The sequence below is a fragment of the Pseudomonas sp. OV546 genome (assembly GCF_900116845.1).
Classification (GTDB): domain Bacteria; phylum Pseudomonadota; class Gammaproteobacteria; order Pseudomonadales; family Pseudomonadaceae; genus Aquipseudomonas; species Aquipseudomonas petroselini.
This window is the reverse complement of the sequence record NZ_FPCE01000006.1, coordinates 85,108-102,113: the sequence shown is the minus strand read 5'-3', so window position 1 is coordinate 102,113 and position 17,006 is coordinate 85,108. Positions and strand designations below refer to the sequence as shown.

The 17,006-nt window shown below is 52.4% G+C and carries 21 protein-coding genes; 6 read left to right on the top strand and 15 right to left on the bottom strand.

Translation table 11 applies throughout. The features are described from left to right. Positions 1–122 precede the first annotated feature (122 nt). Complete coding sequence (locus tag BM403_RS15465; RefSeq protein ID WP_093543615.1) at positions 123–1,247, top strand: sensor histidine kinase; 1,125 nt, start codon at positions 123–125, stop codon at positions 1,245–1,247. A 109-nt stretch (positions 1,248–1,356) separates the two neighbouring features. Here the strand turns inward: BM403_RS15465 and BM403_RS15460 are convergent, their stop codons facing one another. The 4 genes from BM403_RS15460 to BM403_RS15445 all read right to left on the bottom strand — a co-directional run bounded on the left by BM403_RS15460 (position 1,357) and on the right by BM403_RS15445 (position 4,168). Then, complete coding sequence (locus tag BM403_RS15460; protein WP_093543612.1) at positions 1,357–1,719, bottom strand: response regulator; 363 nt, start codon at positions 1,717–1,719, stop codon at positions 1,357–1,359. Between the two features lie 24 nt (positions 1,720–1,743). Further along, positions 1,744–3,186, bottom strand: coding sequence for an ATPase domain-containing protein (locus tag BM403_RS15455; RefSeq protein ID WP_093543609.1), 1,443 nt, complete (start codon positions 3,184–3,186; stop codon positions 1,744–1,746). A 401-nt stretch (positions 3,187–3,587) separates the two neighbouring features. Continuing rightward, a complete protein-coding gene (locus BM403_RS15450; protein ID WP_093543606.1) occupies positions 3,588–3,845 on the bottom strand; it encodes a DUF1652 domain-containing protein in 258 nt (85 codons plus the stop codon). A gap of 65 nt (positions 3,846–3,910) precedes the next feature. Then, entirely contained in the window at positions 3,911–4,168 is a 258-nt protein-coding gene (locus tag BM403_RS15445) for a hypothetical protein (RefSeq protein ID WP_093543604.1), read from the bottom strand. 311 nt (positions 4,169–4,479) lie between these two features. Here BM403_RS15445 and BM403_RS15440 point away from each other — a divergent pair, with 311 nt between their 5' ends. Next, positions 4,480–5,256 carry an OBAP family protein gene (locus BM403_RS15440; RefSeq protein WP_093543601.1) on the top strand — a complete coding sequence of 259 codons (777 nt, stop codon included), beginning with the start codon at positions 4,480–4,482 and terminating at the stop codon, positions 5,254–5,256. 361 nt (positions 5,257–5,617) lie between these two features. Here BM403_RS15440 and BM403_RS15435 read toward each other — a convergent pair whose 3' ends face one another. From BM403_RS15435 to BM403_RS15415, 4 genes are all read right to left on the bottom strand, one after another. After that, a complete protein-coding gene (locus tag BM403_RS15435; protein WP_093543598.1) occupies positions 5,618–5,860 on the bottom strand; it encodes a hypothetical protein in 243 nt (80 codons plus the stop codon). A gap of 651 nt (positions 5,861–6,511) precedes the next feature. After that, the gene (locus tag BM403_RS15425) at positions 6,512–6,736 is read right to left on the bottom strand and encodes a DUF2188 domain-containing protein (RefSeq protein ID WP_093543593.1); all 225 of its coding nucleotides are present in this window, start codon (positions 6,734–6,736) and stop codon (positions 6,512–6,514) included. A 151-nt stretch (positions 6,737–6,887) separates the two neighbouring features. Next, positions 6,888–7,718, bottom strand: a complete 831-nt coding sequence (locus BM403_RS15420; protein WP_093543590.1) for an alpha/beta fold hydrolase — start codon at positions 7,716–7,718, stop codon at positions 6,888–6,890. 45 nt (positions 7,719–7,763) lie between these two features. Further along, the gene (locus tag BM403_RS15415; protein ID WP_093543797.1) at positions 7,764–8,207 is read right to left on the bottom strand and encodes a DNA methylase; all 444 of its coding nucleotides are present in this window, start codon (positions 8,205–8,207) and stop codon (positions 7,764–7,766) included. A gap of 374 nt (positions 8,208–8,581) precedes the next feature. Here BM403_RS15415 and BM403_RS15410 point away from each other — a divergent pair, with 374 nt between their 5' ends. Next, positions 8,582–8,839: a YgjV family protein gene (locus BM403_RS15410; protein ID WP_093543587.1), complete on the top strand. Its 258-nt coding sequence runs from the start codon at positions 8,582–8,584 to the stop codon at positions 8,837–8,839. Here BM403_RS15410 and BM403_RS15405 read toward each other — a convergent pair. Together BM403_RS15405 and BM403_RS15400 are read right to left on the bottom strand one after the other, a co-directional pair. Beyond that, positions 8,830–9,042 carry a hypothetical protein gene (locus BM403_RS15405; RefSeq protein ID WP_371914025.1) on the bottom strand — a complete coding sequence of 71 codons (213 nt, stop codon included), beginning with the start codon at positions 9,040–9,042 and terminating at the stop codon, positions 8,830–8,832. The genes BM403_RS15410 and BM403_RS15405 overlap by 10 nt on opposite strands. 60 nt (positions 9,043–9,102) lie before the next feature. After that, the gene (locus BM403_RS15400; RefSeq protein ID WP_093543581.1) at positions 9,103–9,804 is read right to left on the bottom strand and encodes a glycosyltransferase family 2 protein; all 702 of its coding nucleotides are present in this window, start codon (positions 9,802–9,804) and stop codon (positions 9,103–9,105) included. 187 nt (positions 9,805–9,991) lie between these two features. Here BM403_RS15400 and BM403_RS15395 point away from each other — a divergent pair, with 187 nt between their 5' ends. The 3 genes from BM403_RS15395 (at position 9,992) to BM403_RS15385 (ending at position 12,382) form a co-directional block, all read left to right on the top strand. Continuing rightward, entirely contained in the window at positions 9,992–11,215 is a 1,224-nt protein-coding gene (locus tag BM403_RS15395) for a zinc-dependent alcohol dehydrogenase (protein WP_093543579.1), read from the top strand. A gap of 341 nt (positions 11,216–11,556) precedes the next feature. Continuing rightward, on the top strand, positions 11,557–11,814 hold the full coding sequence (locus tag BM403_RS15390; protein ID WP_093543576.1) for a hypothetical protein: 258 nt from the start codon (positions 11,557–11,559) through the stop codon (positions 11,812–11,814). A 37-nt stretch (positions 11,815–11,851) separates the two neighbouring features. Continuing rightward, positions 11,852–12,382 (top strand): cupin, encoded by a 531-nt coding sequence (locus BM403_RS15385; RefSeq protein ID WP_093543574.1) that lies wholly within the window; start codon positions 11,852–11,854, stop codon positions 12,380–12,382. Between the two features lie 10 nt (positions 12,383–12,392). Here the strand turns inward: BM403_RS15385 and cydB are convergent, their stop codons facing one another. The 5 genes from cydB to BM403_RS15360 all read right to left on the bottom strand — a co-directional run bounded on the left by cydB (position 12,393) and on the right by BM403_RS15360 (position 16,938). Continuing rightward, on the bottom strand, positions 12,393–13,394 hold the full coding sequence (cydB, locus tag BM403_RS15380; RefSeq protein ID WP_093543572.1) for a cytochrome d ubiquinol oxidase subunit II: 1,002 nt from the start codon (positions 13,392–13,394) through the stop codon (positions 12,393–12,395). Continuing rightward, positions 13,391–14,782, bottom strand: coding sequence for a cytochrome ubiquinol oxidase subunit I (locus BM403_RS15375; protein WP_093543569.1), 1,392 nt, complete (start codon positions 14,780–14,782; stop codon positions 13,391–13,393). The genes cydB and BM403_RS15375 overlap by 4 nt, the downstream gene beginning before the upstream one ends. Positions 14,783–14,955: 173 nt before the next feature. Next, entirely contained in the window at positions 14,956–15,189 is a 234-nt protein-coding gene (locus BM403_RS15370; protein WP_093543567.1) for a DUF2934 domain-containing protein, read from the bottom strand. Between the two features lie 166 nt (positions 15,190–15,355). Beyond that, positions 15,356–15,856: a YciE/YciF ferroxidase family protein gene (locus BM403_RS15365; protein WP_093543565.1), complete on the bottom strand. Its 501-nt coding sequence runs from the start codon at positions 15,854–15,856 to the stop codon at positions 15,356–15,358. A gap of 152 nt (positions 15,857–16,008) precedes the next feature. After that, positions 16,009–16,938, bottom strand: coding sequence for a ZIP family metal transporter (locus BM403_RS15360; protein ID WP_093543562.1), 930 nt, complete (start codon positions 16,936–16,938; stop codon positions 16,009–16,011). Between the last annotated feature and the right edge of the window lie 68 nt (positions 16,939–17,006).

The following is a 17,006-nucleotide window of genomic DNA, read 5'->3' as shown; positions in this document are numbered from 1 at the left end:
CTAGGAAAGAGCTGCTCCCCTAATCGGCGTAGTCGCGTCTAAGAAGACCCGCTGATCTGATTCAGTGTGCCAATATTATCGAGCTGCTACCTTGGATTACAAAAGCTGCTCATAGGATGACTATGCGACTTTCAGATTTTATCCTCAAAAATCTTGAGCTTATTCTGCAAGCCTGGGAGCAATTTGCCAGATCCGTAGATACACCGATGCCGCCGATGGACTCGCGTGGATTGAGGGATCATGCAGAGTACATTTTGAGGAATGTAGCGAGTGATATGCGGAGGACGCATTCTCCGCTGCCACAGGGTGTCGAACCCCAAAAGCTGGAGGCCACTCCAGAAGATGTCACCGCAGCCCAAGTTCACGCGCAGACTCGCCTTATGGCGGGTTTCACGCTTGATCAGATGGTCTCCGAATATCGCGCCCTCCGTTCGAGTGTACTTAGACTTTGGCTGGCTCAAGGGTACGCGGGTGAAGACCATCAAGTTGAGGACATGATTCAATTCAACGAGGCTGTAGATCAAGCGCTTGTAGAGGCAGTCACCGCTTATGGTATAGCGGCAGAGAAAACGCGAAAGACAGTTCTAGGTGTATTGGGCCACGACCTGCGCACTCCATTAGGCGCTGTGACTCTGGGCGCCGATCTGCTGAGGCAGAGTGAAGAATTGGGTAGCCATGGGAAAAGATTAATTTCCCAGATTTCCCTCAGTGCCCAAAACGCCAACCAGATGGTGAACGACCTGCTCGACCTAGCACGCTGCAACCTTGGCACCGGCATCCCGGTACGACCGGAAAACGCTGATCTCGCGTCCATTTGTAAATCTGTCGTCGATGAACTCTCAATTGCCCATCCCAACGCGAAAATCCTTTTCAACAAGCCAGGCCCACTAAAGGGCCATTACGACCCCCAGCGCATTGCTCAAGCCTTCTCAAATCTCATTGGTAACGCCGTGCGCCATGGCGATTCTCAGCAGCCTATCAATGTCTCATTGGGCGTTGAAAGCACCAGTACGTTTTTTAGCGTGCAAAATTATGGTGAACCGATTCCCTCCAGTGTGCTATCCACTCTTTTCGATCCGGAGGGTCGCTATTCCCGACATTCCAATAATGATAAAGGAGTATCTTCAGGGCTCGGCTTGGGGCTGTTCATCGCGGCTCAGATTGTAGAAGGCCATGGAGGAACCATCGAGGTCGAATCGACGTTGGAGAAAGGAACGCTTTTCCGCGTCGTATTGCCCGTTGGCTGATGACCAACGCTCAGAATTATGCCCGACGAGAAATCTATATTATTTGCTTTGCTGTCTATCGATAGCTTTGGTCAAAACCCGGATTATCAACACCGTTAAGAGTTGATAATTAAGCAGGGGCCAAAAGGCTCCTGACTTCAGCGATCATCAAATCAATCTTGAATGGCTTGGCCAGTACGGCATTGAACAAGTCAGACCTCTGCATGCCGATATGTGCTTGTGCGCCGCTCATCAAGATAATCGGCAAGTGACTTACGGAAGGTAAGGCACGCACGGCTGTGGCGAACTCGAGACCATCCATGACGGGCATCATGAAGTCCGTAATGATCAGTGATGGTCGCTCGCGCTCCAGTACCTCAAGCCCTTTCTGCCCATTGCTGGCTTTCACGACCATGAAGCCCTCGTCCTCCAGCGCATAGCCAAGAATATCTGCGATCAAATACTCGTCGTCGACGACCAAGATGGTGGTCATGTCAATTCAACCCGAATCCAAGACTTAGGACGTAGAACCAGGCAGCGCTGAGTGATTAGAAACTGGCGGTTCATTTCTTGAAGCCTTTTTCAGGTCAACGTCTTGGTCACGGATGACGACCTCGAATCGCGAGGGGTCATAAGAGCTATCTCGTACTTTAAGAATTGAAATTGTTCTGCTTAGTTCAGAGTAATTCTCGAAGAAGCGCATGAGTATGAGGTTGTCAACGATGCTGGACAGATCGGAGTTCGGAGCGCTGACCTCGGAGCCGAATAAATCTCGCATCTCCCATGAAGCCAACACAGTTACCCCCCTGGATCGCAACTCGTTCATCAAAGCACTGTAGAAGTCGGTGATTCGCGCAGGGTTCGTCGAAACCCGCGTCATCCCGCTTAGGCTATCGATGAACAAACGCTTGATGCCTTTTTCCTCAACCAAACTTAACAGCCGTGCGCCCAAGCCATCCAGCAGGCCTTCGGTGGTGGGTTGCCAAGCAATACTCAGCGCACCGCTTCGTTCCATTCCTTTGATGTCGATCCCAAGCGATTGACCCTTTAGGCGCAAACGCTCTGGGCTTTCATAGAAGCCAAAATGAAGTCCAGGGGCATCAACGGTCGACTCGCTTAGAAACTTAAGGCCCAAGGTTGTTTTACCGATTCCGGAGGGCCCCATGAGTAGCGTAACGCTGGAACTGTACAATCCGCCGCCGAGAATGATGTCCAATGAGGCAACACCACTGGCGATGCGCGTCATATCGGCGCTGTCATTTGACGAAGGGCGACTGTAAAGGGTCTCCAAGCGTGGATAGACCACCAAGCCGTGGTCGTTGATCTCACACTCATGAAGCCCGGTCAGGGCCCCGCTACCGCGAGTCTTGCGAAGTTGGATGCGGCGCACGGAGCGAGTGCCATACAGCTCTTCGCCCATTTCAATGACGCCGTCGACCATTGTGTGCTCAGGGCTGCCGTCATCTAGCCGGGAACTGGTCAGGAACAACACAGTACAGCCGGCGAAAGCGGCATGGCCTTGAAGCTCGGAGATAAATTTCTTGGTGTCGATGGGGGAGTCGGCTTTGGAGCGCGCATTGAGCAATCCATCCACCACCATCACAGTAGCTTTCTGGCGGCTGATCTCGCGTCGCAGCAACTTTACAACTTCATCGAGCCCCTCATTCTCCAGGGTGTCAAAGGCGCTGACAAACTGGATTTCAGCCCCCACCATGGACGCATCGAAAAAGCTCAATGTCGAAAGAAATTGGAAAAGGCGATCATGGGACTCGGCAAGCAATGTAGCGACCAAAACTCGGCCACCATTTCGGGCATGATGGAACCCCAATTGATTGGCCAAGATGGTTTTACCAGACCCCGGACGACCCTGAATAATATAGGAAGAGCCTGAGACCAGACCTCCCTTGAGCAGAGCATCCAGTCCTTCGATTCCGCTTTGAAGGCGATTTAGCGTTTCCACATTGCGACCCTGATCTGAAACAGGCTGTTGAAGCCGAATACGTGAATGCTAACTCCATTTTCACGTGGGAGCCATCTCACTTTCAGACCCTAGATGAGAGGAGAAATATTTTCTGATACGTGAATTCCATTGGTACTGGGGACAACGAAACCGTTGATCGAAGCGATGGGCAAACGGATCTACATCCGCCATCACGGACTCTTCAGTGGAGTCCAACCGCTGGATATTTTGAGCAAAGAAAGCGCCGTAAATGCGAGCCTTGAACGTCATTCAGTAGCCTCCAAGGGCGGTACACCATCGCGCCAGTGCATAACTGCGGAATCATAGGATGCCGTGAACGCGCAGATCAGCGCTGCGAGTTGAATCCTGCGCGACACACCGCTGCTACTTTACAACCTGAATTAGACTCGCGTGTACGTTTTGCAGTGGGCCGTGCGCCTGATTCTGGCCTCTTCTTTCAACTCGGCCACCAAGGTTGCGATTGCATGGCTGTTGACCAGCTTGGTCGAATCTAAACCGACGACCGTAAGCTGTTCCCTTTCCGTACTGGCGTCGAGTAACTGAACAGTCATGCGATTGTCCGCGAATATGGAGCAAATGCATTTGGCAGGCAGGAATGCTGTCTCAATAATGTGTCTTAGTTCTAAGTGTGAAAGCATGTGAAATCCCTCTACATTAATCCTTACGCTCATAGCGATTTGAGATGAGGATAAAACTTATAAATCTAAATTCGTTTCGAAGGTTGTCTCGAAGCCGGCGACAAATTTCCACGACTCAGATCTTCCACAGAGCGCGTATAAGCCAACGTGGCCACCTGTATTAAAATTTTCCTCTCTTCCGTACCGATGATTCCCTTCTCTCGAAAATTGTCAGCTAAGCGCAGTAATTCGTCGTATTGATCCTGCGCACCCATTCGGGCTTCCGGATTCACAAGCAACTCATGCCAAGTGGAAAAGGCCTCCACCTTCGGGTCGTCGTTCATGATCAAATCTCCACAGTGATATGAACAATGGATGCCCGTACGCATTGAGGGTTTCCCCTTACACGACGTGCGGTAGTCGATCTCTCCATATTGCTTCCCTTGAGGACTCATGGTGTCGAAGCTAGACCTACACCAACCCCTTCTCTTTAGGATCAGGCAGGGCGAGGCTCACGCCAAAAGAGGCCGCAGTGACAATTGATTTGAACGCCAGCCCTTAAGCGCTTTCTATCTAGGTACATGGGCATCGGTAACCAAGGCAATGGTCGTTTGTTATCGACGCCTGGAAGCTAAAGGGACGGAAGATCTGCGCAATGATTAGAGGTAATAACCAGCGAAAATTTTTCACCGCCCTCAGACCATCCTTGATTCTGACCGGCCTCGGCTTGCTGACTGCGTGCGCCGTTAACACTACGCCGTCCTATGTCGTTGCACCGGGTGAGGAAAAGACAGCCACTACGCGCGCACTGGATACCGGTGCCGCTCTACTTCAATCGCGCCCGCCCATCGATGAACTCAATGCCTACCTGGATGGTTTCCATTTTTACAGTGGCCATCCCGAGGCTCAAATGGAGGCTCATCACTATTGCTCCATTCTCAATGAGCAGGTGATCCAGTGCGTGATCTATGATGGAAATCGCAAGGATGCGAAGCTCATGGGGGTGGAATACATCATCGATGAGCAGCTATTTGCTAAATTGCCGAACGCTGAAAAAGCGCTTTGGCACAGCCATGTTCATGAAGTGAAGTCGGGCCAACTGATTGCTCCTGGCATTCCGGACGTTGCAGAACATGCGCTTATGGAAAAGCTCATCCATACCTATGGCAAGACTTGGCATACGTGGCACACCGACCTCAACAAAGAGTTACCGCTAGGCGTACCGCAACTGATGATGGGATTCACAGCTGATGGCCAGATCAACCAGCAACTGGTAACCGACCGGGACAAAAGATTTGGCGTCGATAGCTCTCGGAAAAAGAACGCCCGTGCCGCCATCCCTATCCCACCTATAGATCCAGGTGCTGATGCTTGGCGCAATGGAAAGGGCTTTCAAATCGAAGATCCGACTGGCAATGAGCATCTGCACTGAATCATCAAGCTGACTGGCTAGCCTTTGGACTTTTCGCGAGTCAGCACTGCCGGAAAAACCAGTCACAGGTTCCGTCTAGGGTGATAGATGGGGCAGCTCTGGCACTGCGTCCGTGTACGTTCAACGAGATGGCCATGGCGACCACTGCCACGCGCTTACGGGATTTATAGCTAGCTGAGTGGTTGCCACCCTTGGAACAAAGATAGAGATTGCTCGCGATCCTTAATCTGGGAGACCCAACATTCCAGGGTTAGGTAGGCCGCAGAAAATGGAGATTTGGCTAAGCTCGCAATAGGTTTATGAAGCTAGGTTGGTCAGGGAAGATCGTTATGGCATGTAATTTTGCTTCAATGACGATCCGCTAGAACTTTGGTGCATCGCCTGTCGCTTCCGCAATGGTGGCCAAAGCCTCCTCCATGTTGGCGATGTTGTCCTGAAGCTTCTGGAAAACCAATAGGAAAGCGCCGTCCACATCCACGGTCTGGTGGCCACGAAGCGTACCTACCCTTTCATCCTCCATCTGCTGGAGACGGTTAACGCTCTCTCGCAGAGACAGCAGCTGATCAAAGATGGCGCCAATTTGAGCTTGGCTCTGCGCACTCATTGATGCCACCCAAGCCTTGAACTGATCTCTCTTCGATACGACGTATCGATTTGAGCGGGCACCTGCCTGACGTAGTCCCGCGCGTGCTCCTGCGCATCTGCACTCAATCCAGCTAGATATGAAACAGCGTCATCAACTGTTGGGATCAAACCTTCAATGCCTTCGAATCTGGGCGGCAGTGCAGTCCAGATGACTGCGTCCAATTGGTGAAGGAGTGCCCATTCGGCGATTACTCCCACGGGGGAGCTGCTGGTGGTAAATACACCGATTCCATCCTCCCTGTCCTCCGGTATTTGCTCTCGGACACGTAAGGCCTCGCATGCCTCTTCAAGGTTTTTTACATTCAACACTGCCCAGAGAACGGGGCATGGATGCGCATTCGCGCAGATCGCCGTCGCGAGCTCTCCACCATCACCGACTCGCGCAAATTCGATGGGCAAACTGGGCCCATCCGAAAACCATTTGCTGGTAAGCGATAATGTTCCAGGTTTCCAAATCAGGGATCCCCATCCTAGACATGCAATTACCATTGAAGATTTCCTGTGGTTAGACATGCGCAGGCGGGAGCGGAAAGCGAACTCCTGATAAAACTGACTTCCTTGATAAGGATCGAAAGTCTTCTTCGCAGCCGCCCATTATTTTGGATTCGACTCAGCCTTTTGTTTTCCTAGGGTCGGCGGCACGAGGAAAGGTACGTTCCTCTTGAATCGTCCCATCCTCTTTGTGGATTTTCAGAGAGGCTGTTTTGCCTTGCAGAAATTCGCTGGCTATTTCAGTGATTTCCGCTTTCGTAGAGGCCGTTTTGGAAGCACGTTGTGCGCCCTCTTTGACAAGCTCCCAGGTGTTTTCTTTTTTTGTGATGTGGTAGTTATCCATGGATCACCTCGACATGATTAATCAACAACAGCTAGAAGGTTGACCATTGTCGATCTGGAGAGTTTGAAAGGATTGGCGAAGAAACTAATACTGCCCTCGACTGCGTGTGCGGCCCTCCTCCACAAGGACGCCAACGAGCGGATTAGCTGACCTAGGTGCGCTCCAGGCTAGCCTTAGCGTTTCGGTTTGCGATCCTTGGTGCCTTCTCTTCATCGTCGTAATGGCGGCAAAGAAATTCGCGGATCAAGACGGCAGTTCGTCTAGCGCTGGTCACCACAAAGAAGTGCCCCTCGCCCTTCAGAATGCGAAGTTCTGAACGTCGAATTGTGCGGCGCAGGATATGGGCGTTGTATGCCTGTATTAACGGATCGCGGTCGCCGGTTAGAACCAGCGTGCGTTGAGGCAGCTGGGACAACCGAAGCAGGCTTGTCCATCCGATCAAGGCTGCGAGCTGGAAATAGTAGGTTCGCGGATTAACAGAGAGCATGCCTTTCATCACACCGAACCGCAGCAGCGTGTGAATTGAATTGCGGGAGCTATCTTGATCGCGCATTTTGGCGTTTTTACTCGTACGGAAAAAATCCATAACGTCGGCAGGCTTCATCAACAGCACTGGGCCGGGAGAGGTTGCCGCGAGGATCAGCCTGCGTACCATGCTCGGGTAACGAAGAGCGAATTCTTGAGCCAATGCACCTCCCCAACTCACCCCGAACACATCGACCTGGTCGATTCCCAATTGCTGGAGCATCTCTGCAATCACGTCGGCATGGCGTGGCAGGCGAATGGGCCAACGGGGCATTTGCGACTTGCCGACCCCAGGCACGTCCAGCGTGATGGTCATGAAGTCGTCCAGTTCATCGCGCAGCGGATCGAAGGTACGAATCAAGCCACCCAGACCATTGAGCAAAAGCAGCGGCGAGCCTTGACCGCAGATCGAAACGTTCAACTGCAAGCCCAGCGTGGTTAGCCTGTGGTTTGTCATGATTTCTCCATGCTGCACGCAACCGGGAGTCATTGTAGGTGAGAGTTAGCAGGAGGGTCTGAAGAGTAATGCAGCTGCTTCCCTCATAAAAATCTCAATGGTTTTCGGCCCAATCCCTTCAAATTCCGATAGCCGCTTTTCGAAGGCGTTACGATCTGCGCTTGCCGCGACGATGTTGCTGACCTTGCCGTGATATTCAGCATTCATCTTGTTAGCCAATGCCAATAACCGCGACGCGGTGGTCTCGTCGTAACGGACGTAGTGAGCCTCACCAAGCATCATGACCAACTGGCGGTGAGTGCAATTCGCCAATTTGTGCGGCGTATCCCGATGGTGTTTCACGACGATCACCTGGTACGCCTTGGCGGCAATCGGCCCCTGGATTCTTTTGCCCATCAGGAAACTGGCGATCAGCCATTTGAACAAACCGGGTTCGTTCGCACTTTGAAGGTCAATTTGTAAGTCATGTGCGCTGATGATTTTGCTCACTTGATCACCCTTCAAGCAATTTCTCAATGTAGACCCGGCGCTAGCGCGAATGATCCAACTGGGCGAGGCACCAATAAAGGAACCCTTCCTCTTGTGCGACGCCTAATGTTTGACCCCTAGGATTTGAGATAGACGAAATGCACATATCCGAGACAGTTCAAGTCATGGAATCGCTATCAGCCCACGATGCAAACCTAAAGCTTCGCGAAGGCTGGTCATTGATATCTGTGGTCGTCACAACTCACCCAAATGGTCAGCTTCATCCTTGCTACATTCTCGGCAAATCGAAAACCTCATCCAACCATCAGAAGCCTGAATGACTAGGGTGGCATCGACCTTGCGATTCACTTCGCAAACTGTACCGGGGGGATAATTTGGATTATCTGGATTGGATTCAATGGCCAGCGATGGTTGTTACCGTCCTCGCCGCATGGCTAATCGGATCGCAGCGGCCAGGACGGCGGATGATCGGGTTTATATGCTTCAGTGTGAGCAACGTGTTGTGGGTGATTTGGGGATTCTACGCAGGCGCGTATGCATTGATCGTATTACAGGTTTGTCTTTTCCTGATGAACCTTCGAGGGCTCAAGAAAAATTCGAAGGGTAAAGAAAACGAGCATTCTCAGGACTGACGTTGACCATCGAAATTCTTCTTGAAGCCACGCGCATTCATCCCCAAAAGGATGCACTCAAGGAGGATCAGAGCGTAGGCATCAGCGTGAAGCCCCCAAATCACCCAAAGCGCATTACTGGTGATAAATCCCCAAAAGGCGATCATGCGCCTATACGCTCGTTGCGAACCGATGAACCAGGCTGAGGCTACCGTCACCACCATGGCTGGCCATTGTAGGTAATCGATGTACTCCAACTGGCTACCTCCTGCCCACAGCGCTTTTTAAAGAGACAGGCCGGCGCTTGCCTGTGGATCGAGCGCAGGCAATCCCAATGACGCACCCAGACTCGCCAGATACTCCCCAAATCCTCCACGACATTTGTAATCCTTGCGGGCGCTGGTGATGACCGGATTCGTTGCTGTCCAAACGATATGAGCACCCACCCTCTTCAGATCAGCAACCAAATGGACGTCTTCATGCGCAGTGAGATGCTGGAACCCACCAGCGTTCCGGTAGGCCTCGGCACTCAGGCCAAGATTGGCGCCGTGAATGTGCCGGTGATTCTCGATGAACTGGTAACACTCCATGTACTTTGAGCGAACCAGATCCCCATGGTTACTCCAGCTATCCACCTCGACTGTCCCACAAACTGCATCAGCCTTGAACTCAACCTGCCGTGCCAACCAATCGTAGGGCACGACAGTGTCTGCATCGGTGAAGGCAAGCCACTTCGCGCCTGCGGCCAAGAGATGCTCTGCACCGGTTGCTCTCGCCTTACCCACGTTCTGAAAAGAAACCGTGATCCGTCCTACACTGTGTGCTGAAACGATCTGTTCGGTCTGATCAGAGCAATCATCTAAAACGACGACTACGGAGACTGGCTGGCCCGTCAATGCAGGATGCTCAGCGGCGAACAGAACAGATGTTAGGCACGCAGTGATGTGGTGCTCTTCATTGTGGGCAGGTATTACAACACCGATCATTAACGTCACCTCCGACTACCTGAGTTACTGGCTCCTGCAGTCGACCTACTTGCGCTCCATTAGGTTTAAAAAATTACGAGCTCGCCTACACAAGCGACCGCTAGTCATTTTCGTCGATTTCACTCTGAACTTACTTTCTTCGATCCTCCTCTCCCACTTACCATCCAGCTGAAGTAGGTAAGACGTTATGAGAGCACTCACCTATCACGGCGCGCACAGCGTCAAAGTCGACACGGTTCCCGATCCGGTTATCGAAGAAAGTGATGACATTATTCTTCGAGTTACCGCGACGGCGATATGCGGATCCGACCTCCATCTCTATCGAGGAAAGATTCCAACTGTCGAGCATGGCGATATCTTCGGGCATGAGTTCATGGGGATCGTCGAAGAGGCGGGATCTGCGGTCACCGCCGTACAACCAGGCGACCGCGTGGTAATTCCATTTGTAATCGCCTGCGGCAGCTGTTTCTTCTGCGCGATGGATCTGTTTGCGGCCTGCGAAACAACAAATACGGGGCGCGGAGCGATCATAAATAAAAAGGCGATACCACCAGGAGCCGCGCTGTTCGGCTTCAGTCATATGTACGGCGGTGTGCCTGGCGGGCAAGCCGAATACGTGCGCGTACCGAAAGCCAACACCGGGCCGTTCAAAGTGCCGGGGACGCTGTCGGATGAAAAGGTTCTTTTCCTTTCAGACATCCTTCCAACTGCTTATCAGGCTGTAACGAACGCAGGGATTGGTAACGGTTCAAGCATCGCCATCTACGGTGCAGGCCCCGTCGGATTGTTGAGCGCGGCGTGTGCAAGGATGCTCGGTGCCGACCAAATTTTTATGGTCGATCACCATCCTTACCGCTTGGCTTACGCGCAGAAAACATATGGTGTAATTCCGATCAACTTCGATGAGGACGACGATCCTGCAGATACGATCATTCGGCAAACCAAAGGAATGCGGGGAGTTGATGGCGTAGTGGATGCGGTTGGGTTTGAAGCAAAAGGTAGTACGACGGAAACCGTTCTCGCGACACTCAAGCTTGAGGGAAGTAGCGGTAAAGCTTTACGCCAGTGTATCGCTGCAGTCAGACGCGGGGGCGTTGTAAGCGTACCAGGCGTCTATTCTGGGTTCATTCATGGCTTCCTTTTCGGTGACGCTTTCGACAAGGGGCTGACCTTCAAAATGGGTCAAACCCATGTGCATCGCTTCCTACCTGAGCTCCTCGATCACATCGAGACAGGTCGTCTCTCACCGGAAGTCATCATCAGCCATCGCATGTCACTGGAACAGGCCGCCGAGGGATATAAGATTTTCGATAAAAAAGAGGAGGATTGCCGAAAGGTGATTCTGACTCCCGGAACAAATCATGTAGTTGAACCGGAGATCGATGCAAGCACGACCGCCATGACTAACTAGAGCTCATAGAGCATCAAGGATGAGACTCTCCGGGACTTTATCGGGGGTCTCGTCTTGGCGTTTGTGGTTAGTTTAAAGTGAAAGTCATCGCCTCCACGCGATCAGTCCGTCTCATGTTGTTTCATGACGCCTGACGAATTTCTACCAATCTAACGCCATCGATTGAACCCTACTCCGCTGGTTCAATGGCCCCTGCGTGACAGCAATCGCATCCTTAGAGACGGCATCAAGCAAGGAACCATCACTCCATGGCGTTGAACTCATCTGTCGTGGGTGTCGTCTAGCACACAAATGAAGCACAAAAATGATGCTTGAAATACTTGGCGTCAGAGGACATATCCATGACCAAGCGCGCACGTTTGAATTACTTAAACGACACCCTTTTCGGCCCCATCGCCAAAACTATTGATTGCGACGTACTCATCACTCCCATCACGCCAGGTGCCTTCCAGGTGCAGGTGCTATCCCCAGTACCTGATGATCTACACAAGGCTCACTCCTTGACCATGACTCTCTCTTCGGGAGAACGCTTGAACGGTACGGTGGCCCACGCCCGCACATTGGATAATGCTGATTTGGAGTTGCAGATCGATGTATGAAATTCCATTGCCACATCAGGGTTTCGGAGATCCTTGAATGAACAAACTGCGAGCTGAGACAGCTACCGTGCAAACCCTGATGTTTGAACGCAACCAATGGGTTCCCAACAACCCGCGCCTGCCGGTACTCATTTACCCCAACGCGATTGCAATTCAGGGCGATGACCCGGCTGCGCTGTTCGAGCAAACCTTCATCGCCAATGGCTGGCCATCACAATGGCGATATGGGATTTACAGCTACCACCACTACCATACCGAAGGTCATGAAGTGCTTGGCATCGCCAGCGGTCGAGCTCGACTGATGCTGGGCGGCCCGGGTGGTCATGTACTTGAAGTCACAGCAGGCGATGTGTTGCTACTGCCTGCCGGCACCGGCCATTGCAATTTAGATTCAAGTGAAGATTTTCTAGTCGTCGGTGCCTATCCGCCGGGCCAGCGTGCAGATATCTGCCGCGAACCCCCTACTAAGGCACAACTGGCGAACATCGACACGCTGTTGTTTCCCGACCAGGATCCAGTGCAAGGCTCGCAAGGCGCCCTACACCGGTATTGGGCTGGCCAAGGTTGAGATATTCCAGTCAATCACGAATGGCGCGAACCTTTCCGCTGAACACTCTGAAGCCGTAGGTGTTGTAGAGGAGCGTCACCGGGATCAGCACGGCGAACCCGACCAGCATAAAAAACTGACTGGTGGGACTTGAGGCTGCTTCTTGCAAGGTCAGGTTAGGCGGGACAATCAATGGAAAGAGTGCTGCGATCATCAATGCGAATGCAAAGATGAAAATCCCCAGCGCGGCGAATAGCGGCAGATATTGCCGGCGGCTTCGAAAGCTCAAGGTGAAGCTGATCAGCAATGCAGCGAGCAATATTGCCGCTGGCGACCAGACAAGCCTATTTGAAAACCGATGCACATATTGAGCATCCAGCGTCGCTGTCCAGATCACCAACACGGCCAAAAGTATCATGGTCACGATGGCCAACGCCTTTGCCTGCCGACCTGACCGATATTGCAGATCCTCCACAGTGCGCCAATACAGCCAGCACGCGCCTAACCATATATAGCCCACGACAAGCACCGCGCCACAATACAACGGAAACAAGCCCAACCATTCCCAGCCGTTACCGCTGTACTGCCCGTCTTGATTAGGTACGCCTTGAACTAGCGTTCCCAACACAATTCCCTGAGTTGCCCCAGCTAGCAGTGAACCGATCAGCAGCAACCCATCGACCATGCGCTTCATACGATAGCTTTTCGAGTAATCGCGAAATTCCAGCGCGACCGCGCGAAGAATCAACGCCAGAAACATAGTGATAAACGGCCAATAAAGCGCCGGCAGCAGGACGGCATAAGCCAGCGGAAACAACGCCAGCAGACCGCCACCACCGAGCACTAGCCACGTTTCGTTAGCGTCCCAAATCGGAAGGATAGTCACCGCCATGGCACGTCGGTGCTTGCTGCAACGAGTAAGGCCCAGCAGCACCCCCACACCAAGATCAGTGCCATCCAACAGCACGTAGTTCAATACCGAAAACCCCAGCGCCGCAGCTGACAGTAGTGTTATCCAGTCATTGTCCATCATCGATGTTCGCCCTCAGGATCACCCGTCTCGTCGGCCAAAGAGGGTTGAGGCCCAGGCTCGTCTTCGTGAGGTGGCTCCCGCAAAAGTCGCAGCAGTACCCAGAAACCCACGCCGAAGATCACCAGATAAAACACCAAAATTGTCCACGTTGCTCCTACCACCTGCTGACGAGACACCGAAGACAGACTGTCAGCAGTTCGCATCAATCCATAGACAGTAAAGGGCTGACGGCCAACCTCTGTCACAACCCAACCACTTAGCATTGCCAGAAATCCAGCAGGCGCCATCAGCACACTCCCTCGGAGCATCCAACGCGCAGAGTACAAGCGATGCCGCCAGCGTAATACCAGACTGGTTAACCCCTGCCCCAGCATCAACAGCCCCAATCCGACCATGACACGGAAAGCGAAGAACACGGGTGGCACAGGTGGTATGTCCTCAGGCGGGAATTCATCAAGCGCTTTAATAGTGCCGCGCAGGTCGTGCCGCAAGTACAACGACGCTACGCGCGGAATCGCTACTTCCCAATGGTTGCGTCGCTCAGCCATATCTGGAATGGCGAATAAACGTAATGGTTCACCCTCTTCTTCCGCCGGTCGTGCCCAGGAAGCTTCGATGGCGGCAACCTTTTGCGGCTGAACTTTAAGGCTGTGCTCACCATGCAGATCGCCCACCAGTAGTTGCACAGGCGTCAGCAACGCAAACACCCACAACGCCATGGAATAGGCAAGCCGGGCTCGCGGGTTCTGTGGCACACGCAACAACTGCCAAGCGCTAACACCGGCTACCAGCGAGGCGCTGCCTATAATCGCGGCCAATGTCATATGCACAAGCCGGTAAGGGAACGAAGGATTGAAGATGATCGCCCACCAGTTTTCGGCAATAAAACGTCCACCGGCTCCAATTGAATAGCCGGCTGGTGTTTGCATCCAGGAGTTGGCTGACAGGATCCAAAACGCGCTGATCAAAGATCCAAGTGCGACAGCGCAGGTGGCGAAGAAATGCAGCCTAGGGCCCACCTTCTTCAACCCGAACAACATGATGCCGAGAAAACCCGCTTCCAAGAAAAATGCCGCCAGTACCTCGTAGAACATCAACGGCCCAAGAATGTCTCCCGCCTGGGTCGAGAGGCGTGCCCAATTCAATCCGAATTGGTACTCCAAAATCAGACCCGACGCTGTGCCTACCGCAACGTTGAGCGCAAATACCTTTAGCCAGTAAAGGTAAACATCCAAGTAGATCCTTCGCCTGCGCCACAGCCACAGTGCCTCCAGCACCATGAGAAAATTCGCCAAACCAATGGTGAAAGCCGCCAGCACGATGTGAAAGCTTATGGCAATCGCGAACTGGGCACGCGCTGCCATAAGCGCCGAATCAATCGCATCCATACAGCCCTCTAATGATTGGCCTGCATTTGCGGAAATTTTCGCAATGCAAGCTCGTAGCTTAGCTGCGCGAAGAGCCAAATGGATGCGTCGATACAGGCGTAGCACTTGTCCGAAAATATTGCCCGTTGACTCTTCCTGACTAATTGGCGGTCAAAAAGTAGGGAAAATCGTTCTCACGCCGATTCTCGCTTCCTGGAACGTAAATTCACTTCATTTTTTTTCTTGCCGATTTTATTAAAAAAATTATCGTTTCCATCGCACACGTCACTCTCGACGGAAGTTCGCTTGAGCGCTGTTTCAAGCTGCTCTCGAGCAAGAAACCAATAAAAAAGGTCAGCGTCCCCTGGGCAAGCATCCTTTACCCAGAGTGCATACGCTCTTTCGCGAATTACCGATTCATCAATCATCGTTTTCTCCTGCTTGGCTATCCTGGAGCTAGTTAGGAAAATTCGGCACCATGGATCAGCGCATCAAGCTCGCCAGAACTGAATCGAGCTTGAATTGATCATGATTTCTATCGAGGCTGGTCGACGAAATCTCGCCTTTGTCGACCAGCACTTTTGCTGATACCGTTTATTTAGAATCCATGGTCGATGCTTGATTACCACCTTGCTCCGCAATCTTGGTCAGTTTCTCGTCCGCACCTTTTTCTTCAGCAAGCGTTGCTGCTAATAAGGCTGCCGGGTCGTCGAGCTTTAGATGCTTGGCCATTGCTATCAGGGTGCCGTAGGCAGCAATTTCGTAGTGCTCCACCTTTTGCGCCGCACCAATCAATGCTGCGTCGAGGACAGCTCCCTTATCGATCTCTTCCAGCAGCTCTTTCGATTCTTCGACAAGTCCTTCCATGGCCACGCACTTCATGCGCTTCAGTTTGATACCGGTCAGCTCGACCAGTTGATCAATGCGCTCAATCTGCCCATGCGTCTCCTCTAGGTGCGCCGTAAACGCTTCTGCCAACAGTGGATTGGTCGCTGCTTTCGCCAAGCGCGGCAACGCTTTGGTGATTTGTTTTTCCGCACTGTAAACATCAGAGAGTTCATGGATAAACAAGTCTTCGACAGTTTTTCTAGCCATTTCTAAACTTCCTTCTGGTCAGTATTGGCGTCGCCTGGTGAGCGTCCGCATGGGATCGACATGCATGCAAAATTTGCCGTACATGAAGAATGACCAGCCTGATTTAAAAGGTGTTCCGAAAATTTTCAGGGTGACGGATAAAAGGCTCATCGCTAACCCAAAGCGGTATCCAGGAACATCATCACCCCAAAACCGAGCATCAGTCCTAAAGTCGCCGGGGTCTCATGACCGTTGCGATGAGTCTCCGGAATGACCTCATGAGACACCACGAAAATCATGGCTCCTGCTGCCAAGCCGAGCGCAATGGGATAGCCCAATGCAAAGCTGCTTGAAATGCCTAATCCAACAACGGCGCCAATGGGTTCCATCAATCCTGAACCCACCGCGATAAGCGCTGCACGAAGCGCTGAGATGCCTGTCACACGTAACGCCAGTGCGACAGCTAAGCCTTCGGGAATATCTTGAATAGCGATAGCTGTAGTTAGCGGGAGCCCAACCTTCATGTCGCCGTTTGCGAAGCTCACACCAATGGCCATGCCTTCCGGCAAGTTATGCAGTGTGATTGCCAGGACGAATAACCAAACACGATTGATGCGCTGCGCGTCCGGCCCCCTGCGTCCGCTTTTCTCATGTTCGTGTGGGACGAAACGATCAAGACCGACCATCAGCGCTACGCCCAATCCCAATCCCGCAACAACTACGCATGCTGCAAGTAACTGGTTGCCGCAAAGCGCCTGAGCTGCTTCGATACCAGGAAGAATGAGTGAGAAGGAACTGGCGGCCAGCATCATGCCGGCGGCGAAGCCAAGCATGATGTCTAGTGTACGAGCGGTGATATTCCGTAACGCGATTGCCGCGACAGCTCCAAAAGCTGTGGCGGCAAAGCCCGAAAGGCCACCCAAAAAAGCAAAGTTGAGATTTGCCTTGTTGGTGCCGACGAATGCGCCATAGCCGCTTATCAACAGAAAGACTGTAACGCCAATCAGAATTGACCAAAAGGCTCGCCCACCCCACCCGGAGTCCGAGAACCGGGCAAATAAGGAGCGAAGTGGCGCGCCTGATGAGGTCAATGGCTCGGGCATGGCAACCTCCTATTTTCTTGACTTCGTCTTCTCAGCGAATCCGGATAGCGACCGTAAGAACTGCCTGG